This window comes from Polaribacter sp. WD7 (assembly GCF_003335085.1).
GTDB lineage: Bacteria > Bacteroidota > Bacteroidia > Flavobacteriales > Flavobacteriaceae > Polaribacter.
Genome location: NZ_QPEJ01000014.1, coordinates 131,925 through 147,900 on the forward strand (window position 1 = coordinate 131,925; position 15,976 = coordinate 147,900).

At 29.5% G+C, this 15,976-nt stretch carries 13 protein-coding genes; 7 read left to right on the forward strand and 6 right to left on the reverse strand.

Features of this window, described 5'->3' with window-relative positions:
* The first annotated feature begins 117 nt into the window (after positions 1 to 117).
* A complete protein-coding gene (locus tag DUT90_RS02280; RefSeq protein ID WP_114425098.1) occupies positions 118 to 1,827 on the forward strand; it encodes an AraC family transcriptional regulator in 1,710 nt (569 codons plus the stop codon).
* Here DUT90_RS02280 and DUT90_RS02285 read toward each other — a convergent pair.
* Both DUT90_RS02285 and DUT90_RS02290 read right to left on the reverse strand, forming a co-directional pair.
* Positions 1,824 to 4,235: a YfhO family protein gene (locus tag DUT90_RS02285; protein ID WP_114425099.1), complete on the reverse strand. Its 2,412-nt coding sequence runs from the start codon at positions 4,233 to 4,235 to the stop codon at positions 1,824 to 1,826. The two genes, DUT90_RS02280 and DUT90_RS02285, sit on opposite strands and share 4 nt — an antisense overlap.
* A gap of 2 nt (positions 4,236 to 4,237) precedes the next feature.
* The gene (locus tag DUT90_RS02290; RefSeq protein WP_114425100.1) at positions 4,238 to 4,495 is read right to left on the reverse strand and encodes a DUF4834 family protein; all 258 of its coding nucleotides are present in this window, start codon (positions 4,493 to 4,495) and stop codon (positions 4,238 to 4,240) included.
* A 178-nt stretch (positions 4,496 to 4,673) separates the two neighbouring features.
* On the opposite strand from DUT90_RS02290, the gene DUT90_RS02295 reads away from it, so the two are divergent.
* From DUT90_RS02295 to DUT90_RS02320, 6 genes are all read left to right on the forward strand, one after another.
* Positions 4,674 to 5,696 (forward strand): transporter, encoded by a 1,023-nt coding sequence (locus DUT90_RS02295; RefSeq protein ID WP_114425157.1) that lies wholly within the window; start codon positions 4,674 to 4,676, stop codon positions 5,694 to 5,696.
* 14 nt (positions 5,697 to 5,710) lie between these two features.
* Positions 5,711 to 6,832: a GTP cyclohydrolase gene (locus DUT90_RS02300; RefSeq protein ID WP_114425101.1), complete on the forward strand. Its 1,122-nt coding sequence runs from the start codon at positions 5,711 to 5,713 to the stop codon at positions 6,830 to 6,832.
* A gap of 77 nt (positions 6,833 to 6,909) precedes the next feature.
* Positions 6,910 to 7,617: a 16S rRNA (uracil(1498)-N(3))-methyltransferase gene (locus DUT90_RS02305; protein WP_114425102.1), complete on the forward strand. Its 708-nt coding sequence runs from the start codon at positions 6,910 to 6,912 to the stop codon at positions 7,615 to 7,617.
* A 41-nt stretch (positions 7,618 to 7,658) separates the two neighbouring features.
* Complete coding sequence (locus DUT90_RS02310; RefSeq protein WP_114425103.1) at positions 7,659 to 8,300, forward strand: DUF4159 domain-containing protein; 642 nt, start codon at positions 7,659 to 7,661, stop codon at positions 8,298 to 8,300.
* 36 nt (positions 8,301 to 8,336) lie between these two features.
* Positions 8,337 to 9,275, forward strand: coding sequence for a bile acid:sodium symporter family protein (locus DUT90_RS02315; RefSeq protein ID WP_114425104.1), 939 nt, complete (start codon positions 8,337 to 8,339; stop codon positions 9,273 to 9,275).
* Between the two features lie 10 nt (positions 9,276 to 9,285).
* Entirely contained in the window at positions 9,286 to 10,338 is a 1,053-nt protein-coding gene (locus DUT90_RS02320; RefSeq protein ID WP_114425105.1) for a lysophospholipid acyltransferase family protein, read from the forward strand.
* Between the two features lie 157 nt (positions 10,339 to 10,495).
* Here the strand turns inward: DUT90_RS02320 and DUT90_RS02325 are convergent, their stop codons facing one another.
* The 4 genes from DUT90_RS02325 to DUT90_RS02340 all read right to left on the reverse strand — a co-directional run bounded on the left by DUT90_RS02325 (position 10,496) and on the right by DUT90_RS02340 (position 15,927).
* Positions 10,496 to 13,420 (reverse strand): glycoside hydrolase family 3 N-terminal domain-containing protein, encoded by a 2,925-nt coding sequence (locus DUT90_RS02325; protein WP_114425106.1) that lies wholly within the window; start codon positions 13,418 to 13,420, stop codon positions 10,496 to 10,498.
* Between the two features lie 186 nt (positions 13,421 to 13,606).
* Positions 13,607 to 14,092, reverse strand: a complete 486-nt coding sequence (locus DUT90_RS02330) for an ABC transporter ATPase (RefSeq protein WP_114425107.1) — start codon at positions 14,090 to 14,092, stop codon at positions 13,607 to 13,609.
* 52 nt (positions 14,093 to 14,144) lie between these two features.
* Positions 14,145 to 14,972: a 3'-5' exonuclease gene (locus DUT90_RS02335; protein ID WP_114425108.1), complete on the reverse strand. Its 828-nt coding sequence runs from the start codon at positions 14,970 to 14,972 to the stop codon at positions 14,145 to 14,147.
* Between the two features lie 100 nt (positions 14,973 to 15,072).
* Positions 15,073 to 15,927 (reverse strand): PPK2 family polyphosphate kinase, encoded by an 855-nt coding sequence (locus DUT90_RS02340; protein WP_114425109.1) that lies wholly within the window; start codon positions 15,925 to 15,927, stop codon positions 15,073 to 15,075.
* Positions 15,928 to 15,976 lie beyond the last annotated feature (49 nt).

Below are 15,976 nucleotides of genomic sequence, written 5' to 3' on the forward strand. Positions count from 1 at the left end.
ATGTTTTGTTTTAATTTTAACTATCTTTTATTGAATTTGTTAAACGCTATTTATAAAAAGCAAAGTATTTTTTTCTTAAAATTTTAATCAATATTTTTGCTATCGCTAAAAATTATTTTGAAAATTAAGACAACAAAATATTTAAACTTAATAATACTATTTCTTTTAGTTCAATATACTTGTGGACAAAAAAAATCTAATTACGCTAAATATTCAAGATCAATTTCTAAGGAAGTATATTTAAATAATGACACTATTCTATATTATTCAAAAAAATTAGAACAATCAAAAGACTCTTGTACTATTTACGATGAAATTAATTTTGAAGCAAAAGCAAAATACCTTGAGGGAGATTATAAAACTGCTGAACAAAAATCTTTACAAGTTTTAGAAGATTTACAAAAAACAAAAAAAAACTGTCTGATAGTTACTAAATCTAATGCTTTAACTAGACTTTTTTGGATCTATAAAAATAAAAAACAATATAATAAGGCATATCAAACTGCTATAAAAAGAAAAAAAGTTATACGAGGTTTTGGTAGAAATCATATTCTATCAGATATAAATACTATTTCTGCAGAAATAAACTTAGCAATTATAAAAGATATTTTAGGTTTTCATGAAGTTTCTAGGGCAGTATATAAAAGAGCTATTGAATCTCTTCCTGAGACATATCAAAAACTTATAGAAAAAAAATACTATACCAATACTGAAGAAGCTAAGTATTTTATGCTTCGAAATCAATCTGCTTTTTTAAATCTACTTGGAGAATCTTATTTGAATTATCATAAATCTTTTGATAGTACCGATTTAGACTCTGCCAGTTTTTATTTTAAAAAGGCTTATGATATTGCCAAACAATTTGATCCTAAACATGAAAATACAGAAACATTATTCCAACTTAGAGAAGCTAACGTTTTAGTGGCTAGGGGGGAATATGAAAAATCTTTAGAAGTCATAAACAAATACTCTAAAAATCAGAAAAAATTTAATACTTCACAAAATATAAATTCTTTAAAAGCTATCTGCTTTCATAATTTAAATAATTCTGATTCTGCACTAGTTTATGCAAAAAAATATTTGAAGAATTATCGTAGCAAAGAGATTAACAAAAGAAAACTAATTACCATATATGATATTTTAGCAAATCAATATCATATCAAACAAAAATTAGATAGTGCTTTTAAATATTCTGAACATACCCTAAATGAGATAAAAATATTAGAAAAAAATAAAAATAGTGTGAATAAAACTCATTTTCTTTATAATAAGAAGAATATAGAAGATTTAAACAAGAAAATTTTAGAAAAAGAAAGGTTTGACTATCAAAAATTGATTGGTTTTATCATAATCTTTACGTTATTGATTATTGTTTTTTTTGTTAGAAAATCTAAAAAAATAACACCCCATTTAAGTAAGGTAGAAAAATTTGATCAACAAATAGTAAATCCAACTGCAAAGAAAGAATACAATATAAATATTGAAATAGAAGATAGTATTTTACAAGGTTTAAAAGACCTGAAAAACTCGTCAAACTTTTTAAAATCAGATTTCAATATTAAGATTTTGGCTGATGAATTAAATACCAATACTACTTATATCTCTTATGTAATAAACAAAAAGTTTCAAAAGTCATTTAAAGAGTATTTAACTGAAATAAGAATAGAATATTTAATTAATAAACTTGAAAAAGAAAAAGACCATAAAAAGTATACAATCAAATTTCTCGGAGAGCAAATTGGCTACACCAATGCATCTGCATTTACTAGAGCGTTTAAAAAATATAAAGGCATTACACCTTCTGAATTTATCAAAAACTTAGGCTAAGCTTTTCTTTTAAATACAAAAAATAACCACCCTAACCCTATCAAAATCAACAATACATAAGAGGATAACGAAATCGCTTTTCCTTGCTGAATCACCTTAGGCTCAAACTTAAATTCTATAACGTGCTCTCCTGCAGGCACAACCATCCCTCTCAACACATAATTTACTCTATAATGAGGTGTTAATTTACCATCAACATAAGCATTCCAACCATTTTTGTAATAAATCTCAGAAAAAACTGCAAATTGTTGCTCTTCTGTTTTAGATTGATAGGTTAAAGAAGTAACATCATAAGTTATTAACGCTATACTACCTGTAGCATTGAATTGATTTACTGGCAAGTTTTCATCTGAATATTTTGTAATATCTATAACAGCAGTAGTTTTGGTATTTAAAGAATCTAAAGTTGTTATTTCTTTATTTGCTGAATTTACTTTTAGTAGTTGCTTAACAAACCAAGCATTTCCATTAGTATCAGGATTTAATTGTGCTTGTTTTTCACCCTTGTCATTACCAATAATAAAATATTTGGTGTTTAACATGTTTAGCACTTGCATATTATTTTTAGCTATCTGATACTCAAACAATTCTTGATAACGCCCTAATTTGGCAGCATGATAACCACCTATAGAATTATGAAAATAAGACGTACTCCCATCATTTATTGGGTTTACCGTAAAATTACCTACCCTAAAATGAGTTTTGTCCTGTAAAATTAATTCATCTGCTCTAGAAGCTGTATATGGTTTTTGTAGCTTTCTGACTGATTTAAAATCATCTTCGCTCACATAATTTTTGTTGATTGATATCAAATCGAACAAAATCAAAACAGCTATAACCAAAATTCCGTAGACATTTTTTAATTTGTTCTTTAAAAGCATCCATAATGTACCTGCAGTTAGTAACATAAGTAGTAAAGAACGAAATGTATCTGAAAGAAGCATGTCTTTTCTATCTGCTATAACTGCTTCTAACAAACCGGGTATTTGACTATATTGGTTATCTCTTATACCTTCAAAAGTTGAAAAACCATGCGCCAATAAAAATCCAACAACAATTAAACCTCCAAAAACGTAAACCGCTTTTTTTAATGCCTCTTGTTTTTCAGTATTGGTTTTTTGGGTTAAAAAGAATTCTTTTAATGCCAAGACACCTAAAATAGGCACGCATAATTCTGCAATAACTTGTATAGAAGACACTGCTCTAAACTTATTGTATAAAGGAAAATAATCTATAAAAAAGTTAGTTAAAATTTCAAAATTACGTCCCCAACTCATTAAAATTGAAAATACTGTTGCTGCAACTAACCATTGTTTTATTTTTCCTTTTACTAAGAAAATCCCTAAAAAGAATAACAGAAAAATTACTGCGCCAATATAAGCAGGAGCTTCTATAATAGTTTGGTCTCCCCAATAGGTTAATACTTGTTGAGCGTAATCTTTTGCCACTCTTTTTCCTGCTGTTTCTTTTATTGTTTTATAAAAACTAGAACTTTCATCTAGCCTTTCTGTTGTACCACCTCCCATAAAGCGAGGCACAAACAAATTAAACGTTTCTAATTTTGCATAACTGTACTCAGTTATATAGGCTTTATCTAAACCTTTAGAAGCTTGTTTTTGTGATCCATCAGGATTGATTGTTAATTCAGATTTTCCTCTTGTACTTTTGTCTGCATATTCTTTCATTGCCATTAAACGAGGTGCATTTGCTCCGATTCCTAAAATAACAGCTCCTATAATAATAGCTGCTTGCTTTATAAATTTAGACAATGTTTTTTCTTTAATCGCGCTTATGAGTTCTACAATTCCTAATATCAACAAACAAAAACCAAGATAATAAGTCATTTGCGGATGATTGGTATAGATTTCTAAAGCCATGGCTAAAGCCGTAACCAAAAAACCTAACACATATTTTTGCTGAAAAACCCATAAAACTCCCGCTAAAACCAAGGGCATATAGGCTATCGCGTGCGCTTTTGCATTATGGCCTGGTACGAAAATGATAATTAAATACGTAGAAAAACCAAAGGCTAGAGCTCCTAAAACAGCAAGCCTCCACTCAACTTTTAATGCCATCATTAAAATAAAAAAGCTTAAAAAATACAGAAATGTATAATCTGCAGGTCTTGGTAAAAAACGCAGTAATTTATCTACAGTTCTTACAAAGTCATTAGGATAATAGGCACTTACTTGATATGCTGGCATACCACTAAAAGAGGCCCCTGTCCAGTAAGGTTCTTCATTATTTTTTGCTCTGTAATCTTTAATTTCTTTCACCATTCCTTTAAACTGAGTTATGTCTGATTGATGAAGCTGTTTCCCTTTTAAAACAGGGTGAAAATATAAGATAGAAGCCAAAGCAAAAATTACAATTGCAATGAGATATGGAAAGAACTTTTGTAATTTCATAATTAGTCTATTTCCTCAAAATCAACATACTCACCAACAGAATCTTTACTTTGTTGCTGATTTCTAGGTTTTTTATCTATAATTGTTTCTCCTTCTCTTACGGTGCTTTTTTGTTGCTGTTGTCCTCCATATTGCTGTTGTGCTTTCTTTTGAATGGTTTCGGCAGCTTTTTTCATTAAAAAAGGTGCAAAAAGTTTTGCTAAAAATTTAAAAGCGTAGTAAAATAGAAGTAAAAAAAATATCGTTTTCAGTAACCCCATTAAATATAGTGTTTATAAAAAAATCAATCAAAAATAACAATTTGAATACAATTGAAGCGTTTACAAGCTATAAAACTTTCATAAACTCAAAAAAGTATATTTTGCTTTTTAAAAACAGGTTTTTTAAACTATGTTTGTGATAATTGATTGGTACTCTTAAAACCGCATGCTAAAATTTATGAAGCCTATTTATTTACGTCTTTTTTTTGTGTTTTTTTTATTTGGATTTTTTTCAACTAACGCACAATATACAGACGTAATTAATTCTAACAAACCTGGATTTTCTGAAAGTCCTTATGCTGTAGGAACGGGAGTTTATCAATTTGAAAGTAACCTTTTTTTAAGAAATACAAGTATAGAACCTACCTTTTCTAGACCCCAATCTTTTGGTACAGATCTTTTATTTAGAGTTGGTTTTCTTTCAGAAAAGTTAGAGCTTAATACTCAACTGACTTATCAAAGAGATAAAGTAGCATTTAAAAATATATTTACCTCTCAATATTTTACTACAGGATTAAGTAGACTCACTTTTGGTGCTAAATATTTGGTTTTTCAACAAAAATATACAGATAAATCTAAAGAAATTAGAAGTTGGAAAAGAAGACATGCTTTTGATTACAAAAGGTTTATACCTTCTGTTGCTGTTTATATGGGTATTAACACAGATGCTGTTAACGATATTCATAAGGTTGGTAAAGTTACACCTAAAATAGGACTTCTTTTACAAAATAACTTAAGTAGAGACTTAAACATTGTAACCAATTTCTTCTATGATAATGTTGGTACTGAGTTTAAAGAAATGTCTTATATTATTACTGTAACTCAAAATATTAGCGATAGGTGGTCTACTTTTTTTGAAAATCAAGGTGTTTTTCAAAAATACCAAAACAATAATAATATTGGTTTAGGGTTAGCATATCTTTTCACTAAAAACTTACAAATAAATACCTCTGCAAGATATTTAACAGAAGGAAGAGCAGAAGGTTTTTATACTGCTTTTGGTCTTTCTTATAGAATTGACAAGCATCAAGATTCCTTTAAAAATCTTGATGAAAATGGTAAAGAAATTAAAGATTCTCCAATAACCCGATATAATAAAAAACAGAATGCTGGATTCTTTTCTCGTATTTTTGGTGTATTCAAGAAAAAAAATAGTAAGAAAACTCGTAAAAGATCTAAAAGAAGTCGAAAAAGAAATTAATTGGTACCTGCATTATGATTACGATTCAAAAAATAACATCAAAAAAGGAAATGAAACAATTTGTTAAATTTCCTTTTTCTTTATACAAAAATAACAAATATTGGGTTCCTCCTATTATTAAAGATGAAGTAGATAATTTTGACCCTAAGATTAATCCTGTATTTGAAAACGCAGAGGCACATTTTTTTTTAGCAATAAAGGACGGTATTGTTGTTGGACGAGTTGCTGCAATTATAAATTGGTTTGAAATTGAAAAACAACACATTAAAAAAATGCGTTTTGGCTGGTTTGATATAATAGACGATATAGAAGTCTCTAAAGCTTTGTTAAATAAGGTGAAAGTGATTGGACTTAAACACAACCTAGAATACCTAGAAGGTCCTGTTGGCTTTAACAATTTAGACAAAACTGGTGTTTTAATTGATGGCTTTGATCATATTGGAACAATGATTACCTGGTACAACCATCCATATTACAAAAATCACTTAGAACAACTAGGCTTTGTAAAAGAAAAAGAGTATTTAGAGAACAAATTTAAATTTGAAAAAGTTGATGGTAAATATTATTCTAGAATTAGTAATATTATAAAAAAAAGGTTTGAACTAAAAGCGTTAGACTTTACAAAAACCAAAGACATTTTGCCTTACGTAGATGAGATGTTTGAAGTTTTTAACAAATCGTATTCAAAACTTTCTACTTTTGTACCTATATCTAATGCACAAATTGCCTTTTTTAAGAAAAAATACATTTCGTTTATTAATCCTGAGTACATCAAATTTGTTACTGATAAAAACGATAAACTTATAGCATTTGCTATTGTGATGCCTTCATTTTCTGAAGCATTGCAAAAGGCTAAAGGTAAGCTTTTCCCGTTTGGACTTTTTCATTTACTCAATGCTAGAAAAAATGCAAAGGATATGATTTTTTACTTAATAGGCGTACATCCAGAATATCAAAACAAAGGCGTACATGCTATTATTTTTCAACAATATCAAAAAACATTTGAAGAAAAAGGGATTGTTAACTGTATTAGAACTCCTGAATTAGAAGACAACGAGGCCATTAGAAGAATTTGGGAAAACTTTAATCCTATTACCCATAAAAGAAGAAGAACTTATAAAAAAAGTATTTTATAATTACGTTTAAAAATTATAAAACAAGATTTTAAAACACTATACTTTTATAGTCTTAAAAAAAATTGCAACTCAATAACATGCAACTATTTTACAACGCAAATATTACAACAGAAACCCAAAAAATTACTTTTGACAAAACAGAAAGTAGACATATTGTTAGAGTATTACGAAAAAAAGAAGGTGATATTTTAAACATTACCAATGGTAAGGGTTTTTTGTTTGATGCTAAAATTACAATTGCTAGCGATAAAAAATGTTTAGCCGAAATTATTCGTCATCAAAAAAAGCAAAAACCATGGAACTATCATCTTCATATTGCCATTGCTCCTACCAAAAATAATGATAGAATAGAATGGTTTCTTGAAAAAGCAACAGAAATAGGAATCGATGAAATTACACCAATAATCTGTCAAAACTCAGAACGAAGAGTTGTAAAATTAGATCGTCTTGAAAAAATTATTCAATCTGCCCTAAAACAATCATTAAAATTTACCTTACCACAATTAAATGCACCTCTAAAATTTGATGATTTTATAACTCAAAAATTTGATGGTAAAATTTATATTGCTCATTGTGAAGAAGGAGTTAAGAAACTGCTTAAATCAGAAATTAAACCTTTAGAGAAAGCAACCATTTTAATTGGTCCTGAAGGTGATTTTTCTAACGTAGAAATTCAAAAAGCAATACAAAACAACTGTATTCCTATATCTTTAGGAGAGGCTAGACTAAGAACAGAAACTGCTGCTTTGGTTGCAGTACATACCGTTGCAATTATAAATCAATAACTTTTTCTTATCTTGCTTTGTAATCTTATTACAAACCATTGATGAAACATTTTTTTTATATTTTTTTTATTTCACTTTCATTTTTTAATAACGCTCAAGAAGTTGCAGTTTTAAAATACGATGGCGGTGGTGATTGGTATGCAAACCCAACTGCTATTCCAAACTTAGTAGCTTTTTGTAATCAAAACATCAAAACTACTATTGCTAAAAACCCGCAGTCTGTAGCAGTAAATAGTGATGATATTTTTAATTACCCTCTATTATTTATGACTGGTCATGGTAATGTTCTTTTTTCTGATGATGATGCTAACAATTTAAGAAATTACTTAATTTCTGGCGGTTTTTTACACATTTCTGACAACTATGGGTTAGATAAGTATATTAGAAGAGAGCTTAAAAAAGTGTTTCCTTTATTAACTTTTAAAGAGGTACCTACAAATCATCCTATTTACAATCAAACCTTTGCTTTCTCTAACGGAATGCCAAAAATTCATGAACACGATAAAAATGCTGCTCAAGGTTTTGGACTATTTTATGAAGGTAGGTTGGTTGTTTTTTATGATTATGAAACAGATTTGAGTGATGGTTGGGAAGATGAAATTATACACAATAACCCTAAAGAAGTTAGAGAAAAAGCCTTAAAAATGGGCGCTAATATTGTTGAATATGCTTTTAAAAATTAAGTGTATTTTAATAACTCTAGGTATAAAAAGTTAATAATGGCACAAGAATTAACCATCGATGAAATTAAAATAAATTTTAACACAGAGGGGTTGTGGGTGCTAAACATTGCTATTGCTATTATTATGTTTGGTGTTGCCTTAGGCATTACTATTAACGATTTTAAACGTTTGCTTAAAAACCCTAAAATTGTTTTTATAGGTGTCTTATCTCAATTTTTTTTATTGCCCGCTGCAACTTTTTTGGCTATTTTAGTACTAAGACCTCATCCTAGTTTTGCCTTGGGTATGATCATGATTGCTGCTTGTCCTGGTGGGAATGTGTCTAATTTTTTTAGTAAAATGGCAGGTGGTAACGCAGCTTTATCTGTAAGCTTAACTGCCTTTGCTACGTTAATTTGTGTTTTTATGACCCCGTTTAATTTACATTTTTGGGGGAGTTTATACCCACCAACAAATGAAATTTTAAAAACAGTTTCTTTAAACCCTTATGATTTATTTACATTGGTTTCTTTGATTTTGGGAATTCCTCTAGGTTTAGGAATGTTTATAAAACACAATACTCCTAAAATTGCAGCAAAACTTGAAAAGGTATTAAAACCCGTATCTATGTTGGTTTTTATTGCCTTAATTGGTATTGCTTTTTCACAAAACTTAGACATTTTTTTTACACACATACATCATGTATTGTTTTTGGTAATTTTTCATAACATTTTTGCCTTTGTCTTAGGTTTTTTTACGGCTAAAGGTTTTAAATTAAGTACAAAAGATGTCAAAACTATAGCTATAGAAACAGGTATACAAAATGGTGGTTTAGGGTTGTTACTCATTTTTGGTTTCTTTGAAGGTTTAGGAGGAATGGCACTTTTAGCGGCTTTTTGGGGAATTTGGGATGTTTTTTCTGGAATGGCTTTAGCCACTTATTGGGGCAATACAACTAAAAAAGAAACGGCTAATACAAAAACAGTATCTAAATAAATAGGGTGTTTTGAAAAAAATTTGGTATCACTTATGGAAACTATTTCTTAAAATAAGCTTGCATTTTTATGCAAAAAAAATAAAAGTAATCGGTAAAAATAGCATTCCTAAAAAAGGAGCCGTTTTATTCATGGTTAACCATCCTAATGGCTTAATAGACCCTTTGTTAGTAACTACACATTTACCCAGAGTAAATCATTATTTAGTTAGAGCTGCAGTTTTTAAAAAGCCATTGGTAAAAAAGTTATTGAGTACTTTAAACTTAATGCCAATATATAGAATTCGTGATGGTGCAAGTCAATTGGGTAAAAACAAAGAGATTTTTGAAAACTGTTTTGAAATTTTTAAAAAAGGAGAAACATTAATGATTTTTCCTGAAGGAAGTCATCTTAGAAAAAGAACCATAAGACCTTTAAGCAAAGGGTTTACAAGAATAGTTTTTGGTGCATTAGAAAAATACAATGATTTAAAAATTACAATAATTCCTGTAGGGTTAACCTACCAAAACGCATCTAAATACCCGTGCAGTGTTGCTATAAAATATGGCACACCTATTTTATCAAATGATTTTTATAACCCAGAGAAGTTGAATGCTTCTGTGGTGGCTTTAAAAAATGAAGTAAGCAATCAATTACAACAATTGAGTGTGCATATACCTAATGATGAGCACTACCAAAAAACTGTTGCAAAATTAGATAGTGCTAATGTAGATTTTACCAATGTAACACTTATAAATACACTGTTAAAAGAAAATAGTTTTATAGCAACTCAACCAAAGCAAAAAAACAATTTAAAATTGTTGCGTTATTGTATTTTTATAAATAGTTTTTTTCCTTTTTTAATTTGGAAAACCGTTGCAAAAAAAATCGATGAGATAGAATTTGTAGATACTTTTAGATTTGGAATTAATGCTATAACATTTCCGCTATTTTATGGTGTGCAAGCACTAGTAGTAAATACTTTTTTGGGGTGGAAAATAGCTTTAATATATTTAGTCACCTCTATTTTGTTGGTTTATCTATACTCTAAAAATGCCCCAACAAACACAGAAAATTCTGACTAAAAGATAATAACAAACAAGTTTAGCCCTGATTTAAACGGCATCCTTTTTTATATTTTTTTGTATATGAAACTTATTTTTTTAGAACACAATTAATTTTTAAAACTAAAATTGTAGTGCATTTATTTGTAAAAAAGATATAGTGGAAAGCAGGAAACAGCTACTCATCTAAAATAGCATCTTGAAGTATTTGCTGTATTTCTGTTCTAATATTGTGTTTTACCAAACCTCTATTTTTCATGGTTGGATATACTCGGTTAGACAAAAAAACGTACACCAAACCACTTTGAGGATCTGCCCAAGCATAAGTACCTGTAAATCCTGAATGGCCAAAACTTGCGTCTGAAACACAACCACAGGTTGCCTTTATATCTTTATTTAGCTGGGGCTTGTCAAAACCCAAACCTCTACGTATTTGGTCATCAGAATAGTAGCGCATGTTAAATTTTTCTATAGTTCCAGATTTTAAATAACGTTTACCTCCGTAAAATCCTTTCTGCAAATACATTTGCATTATTTTTGCCACATCATTGGCATTTGCATATAAGCCTGCATGACCTGCAACACCGCCTAACATTGCTGCTCCCATATCATGCACATGACCATGTAACAATTGATTTCTAAAATAATCGTCTTTTTCTGTTGGAACGATTTGAGATTTCGGGAATTTTTGAAGCGGTAAAAACGTTGTTCTGTTTGCCCCCAAAGGTTTATAAAACTCATTGTTAACCAACTTGTCTAGTGGTTTTTCATATTCTTTTTCTATGATTTCTTTAAAAAGATAATACCCCAAATCGCTATATTTATAGCCAGTTTTTTCTCTCTGCTCTATTTCTCTTATGTATTTGTAAATACTGTCTTTGTAATTTTTATCGATGTACAAATTTTCTGCAACCTTAACTGCATATTTTTTTGTTTTTTTAGAATTGTAAAATTCTGATAAATTCTTACCTGTTATGCTGTCTTGAGTTGCAATATAAAACGGAATCCATGCTTGTAAACGTGCGTTATGAGATAAAATTTCTTTAACTGTAATTGTATCTTTATTACTTTCTTTAAAGCTTGGTAAAATATCTTTTAATGCAGTGTCTAAAGTTATTTTTTGCTCTTCTTCTGCCCTCATAACTAAAGGTAATGTTGCTAAAATCTTGGTTAAAGAGGCTACATCATATATATCTGAGTTTTGAACTTTTGTTTGCTGTTTATCTGTGTGATAACCATAACTTTTTTGCAAAAATACTTTACCTTCTTTGGCAGCAAAAACTTGAAAACCAGGCGCCATTTTTTCTTTTAAAATAATCTTAGCGATAGAATCTATTTTTTTTAATCTTTCTGAAGATACGTTTACGGCTTCTGGTATCGTATATTCAAACCTGCTTAAATTGGTTGTAGTTAAACCAGCACCTTCTGGAAAAAAATTATGAATTGAAACAGGTAATTTACCTTTTGCTTTATAAGCTCCAAAAAGTAATTGTGCAGATATTTCTTGGGCTAATTTGCTATTTTGATAAGACACTAGTAGACCTTCTATATTTACAAATGTTTTTATTTGCAACAAACTATATGGGCTTGCAAAAATATCTAAAATTATTTCTTTTGCTCTTGCAATCTCTTGTAACCATACCAATTCTTGGTCTTTAAATTTATAACTTTTCCAAGGGTGCAGGTTAGATTTATGATAACCAACTATTACTAAATTATAAGGTTTTAACTTTTTAAGTAACCCATCTAAATTGTTATCAGAAATCACATCAATTTTGGTATAGTTCTGCATCATTTTTATAAAATGATTTCCAGAACCATCACCTAATTTTACATAAGCAATCTTTTTATTTTCTAAACTACCTATTGGTATTTCTCGGTTTCTGTTTCTAAGAACTGTAAGTGAATTTTTTACTAATTCTCTATGCAACACTTCATCAGTAGCAGTATTTAAATCTTGCTGTAAACTATCTAAAACTATTGGTTTGTATTGGTGTAAACCTGCCCAATATTTTGCTTTTAAAATCTTTTTTACAGAAATATTTATACGTGCTTCTGTTAAGGTTTTTAATTGAATTGCTGTTTTAATTAACCTAACAGTTTCGGGTACATTTTGCGGAATTAACAAAACATCATTCCCAGCTTTTATAGCTGCCAAGTCAATCTCTGCAGATGAAGCATAATTGGATGCTCCTTTCATGTTTAATCCGTCAGTAATTATCAATCCGTTAAAACCCAATTTGCGCAGTAATAAGTTTGTAACAACATTTGTTGATAATGATGTTGGCAATCTATCATCAGACTCTAAACTTGGTATGCTTAAATGCGCAGTCATTACACTAGCTACACCTTTGTCAAATAGTTTTTTATAAGGATATAACTCTATAGAATCTAAACGAGCTATATCAAAATTTAAAACAGGTAACGTGTGGTGAGAATCTGAAGCTGTGTCTCCATGACCCGGAAAATGTTTGGCATTGGCTAAAACCCCCTCACTTTGCATACCTTGTGTAAATGCAATTGCTTTTTGGGTTACATTTTCTTTATTTTCTCCAAAAGAACGGTTACCAATAATTGGGTTATCAGGATTTACATTTACATCTACAACAGGAGCAAAATTTATATGAATACCCAATCGTTTACAATGCTTACCTAGACGTTTTCCAAATTGATAGATTAATGAATCATTTTGAATAGCCCCCAAGGTCATATTCCAAGGAAATCTATAGGTGTTTTTTAAACGCATATCTAAACCCCATTCTCCGTCAAAACCAATCATTAATGGTATTTTGGAAACAGCTTGATATTTGTTATTTAATACGGCTTGTTTATCTGGTGTTCCTTGCATAAAAATTAAATTACCTACATGATATTTGGTAATCATTTCTGTAATAAAATCTTCATGCTTTTTATCTTGATTAGAATAAGCCTGTACCATAAATAACTGACCAATTTTTTCATCTAAAGTCATTGTATTTAAAAGGCTATCTACCCAAATCTTTTGCGCCTCTGTATCTTTGGCAACTAAAGGATCTACACCTTGAGCACTTACGTTTAAAGCTAATGAGAGTATTAATAAAAGGAATAGTAAATTTTTATGCATTCTAAAATTTTCTTTTTTTAGGGCGTTTTAACGGGCTTTCGCTACTCGCTTTTTTTAGGTTTGTTTTCGGTACAATTCTGCTAAAAAGCAGAATTACCCAAACCGATACCTAAAAAAGAGCTCAAACAAACCGCTCAATCCCTAACGCAACTCGTTTGCCTACTTAGTTACACTATAAACCAATTTTTATACCAAAAAACGTTTGTGCCAACTTTCTTTTGCAGGAACTTCCCATTTGTTTTCAAAATCAGCTTTAGTGTTTACCATATTATTAAATACTATAGTCTCTGGAGTAATTTTTTGAGCTTTTGCAAATTTTTGAAAATCTGCTAACTTTACTAGATTAATAATATCTTTATCTTTAAAGGTAATATTCATTTTATTCATTAAATCTAATTGTAATTCTTGCTCCAATTGCTGTACAAAACGAACAGAACTATCAATAGAACAACCAGAAACATTAGTAAAACTCTCATCTACCGCCAACACTAAAAATTGGTTATATCTAATAGTAAATGACCCCCTTAAATCATCTCCATGACGTGTCCATTGGTTTACAAAATCTACAGCTTTCTTAGATATGAATGTTACTTCTTTTTGCGTAAATTCTCTATTAGATTGATATATCCAAACACGAGAACTATGGGGTAAATTTTTATATTCTGTAAACATTATTTTAAGTTATTAAGCTTTTACTAAATTGTTATTTTTAATTGTAACAAAATTATCTCAAATTAAATTTCTGCTGTAAAGCAGCCAATTTTTCTGCATCTGTCATAGTCTCTTTAGGTGCAGACATTCTTTCTTTAATTTCTCTTAACACTTTCTTGGTGTATAAAGGAAAATCTGCATTTTGAATCCAGTTGTTGTATCCTGGGTTTTCTTTTAAAACCTCTTCTACAGTTCTTCCTTTGTATTTACCAAAAGAAAATATTTCTTGATCATCTTCATTCATCAATATAAAACCTGCAAAATCTGCTCGTTTACCATGTGTAGAAAACTCACTTAATGCATCTACAGAATTTTCTATATCATCATATTTTTCTAGTTGCGCTAATAAAATTTCATAGGTTGCATTTGTATCTGCTTCTGCACCATGTGCCCCTTCTAGTTCTTTTCCGCAATAAAACTGATACCCAGCACTAAGTGTTCTTTGTTCTTTTTTATGAAAAATTACTTGTACATCTATCGCTTTTCTATTATTCATATCAAAATCTATACCTGCTCTCATTAGCTCTTCTGCCAAAAGCGGAATATCAAACCTGTTGGAATTGAAACCTGCCAAATCTGCATCTGCTATCATCTTATTAACTTTAGGTGCCAATTCTTTAAATGTAGGTTCTGTAACTAGTTGCTCATTAGTAATTCCATGAACATCTGTTGCTTCTTGAGGAATTTCAATTTCAGGATTTACCAACCACGTTTTACTTTCTTTATTTCCATTAGGAAACACCTTGAGTATTGATATTTCTACAATTCTATCTGAACCTATATTTACACCTGTAGTTTCAAGGTCAAAAAATACGATTGGTTTTATTAAGTTTAGTTTCATTTTTTAGTGCTAAAAGTTTAATTACAAATGGACTTTTTTAAAGTTGGCTTTAATAATGCTAATTTTATAAACTTATTTTCATAATTGGTTAAACTTAAATTTATTCGTTATTTAATTGTGTCTTAAAGTCCGCTAATTGTTCTGTATCTTTTTTACTTAATGTAGGCTCTTTAAAATTGTATTTTTTCATTTCTTCCAAAACAATATCTGCTAAAAGTAATCTTGCAGTGGGTTTATCATCAGCAGGAATTACAAACCAAGGGGCGTTTTCTTTTGACGTTCTGTTTAGCAAATCTTGATAACAAAACATATACTTGCTCCATAATTTTCTTTCTTTTAAATCTCCAGATGAGAATTTCCAGTTTTTTTCTGGTATTTGTAATCTTCTTAACAATCTGTTTTTTTGTTCATCTTTAGATAAGTTTAAGAAGAATTTTAAAACAATTGTTCCGTTTTTGGTTAAATGATTTTCAAAAGCATTAATTCTTTCCATTCTATCATGATAGAATTCATCATTTAAATTGTCTATACTTTGTATTGTAGGAATTTTTTCTGATAATATATACTCAGGATGTACTCTTGTTACCAGTACATTTTCATAATGTGTACGGTTAAAAACACCTATTTTACCTTTAGCAGGTAAGGCTATGTAATGCCTCCATAAAAAATCGTGTTTTAATTCGAGCTCTGTGGGTACTTTAAAGCTGTGTACTTCTACACCTCTTGCATTTACGTCTTTAAAAACTTCTCTAATTAAACTGTCTTTACCAGAAGTATCCATTCCTTGTAAACAAATAAGCATACCATACTTACCCTCTGCATACATGGTATCTTGTAGTTTACTAATTTTTCTTCTGATTTTTTTTAACTTACCTTTTGCATCTTCCACCACTTCTTTAGTTGAAGTTTCTAAAAGTTTAATAGGCTTTTTTACAATATAATCTTCTGTATTCATTACTTAAAAAATAATGTTTAAAGATAGAAAAAATTGAAAGCAAGACCTA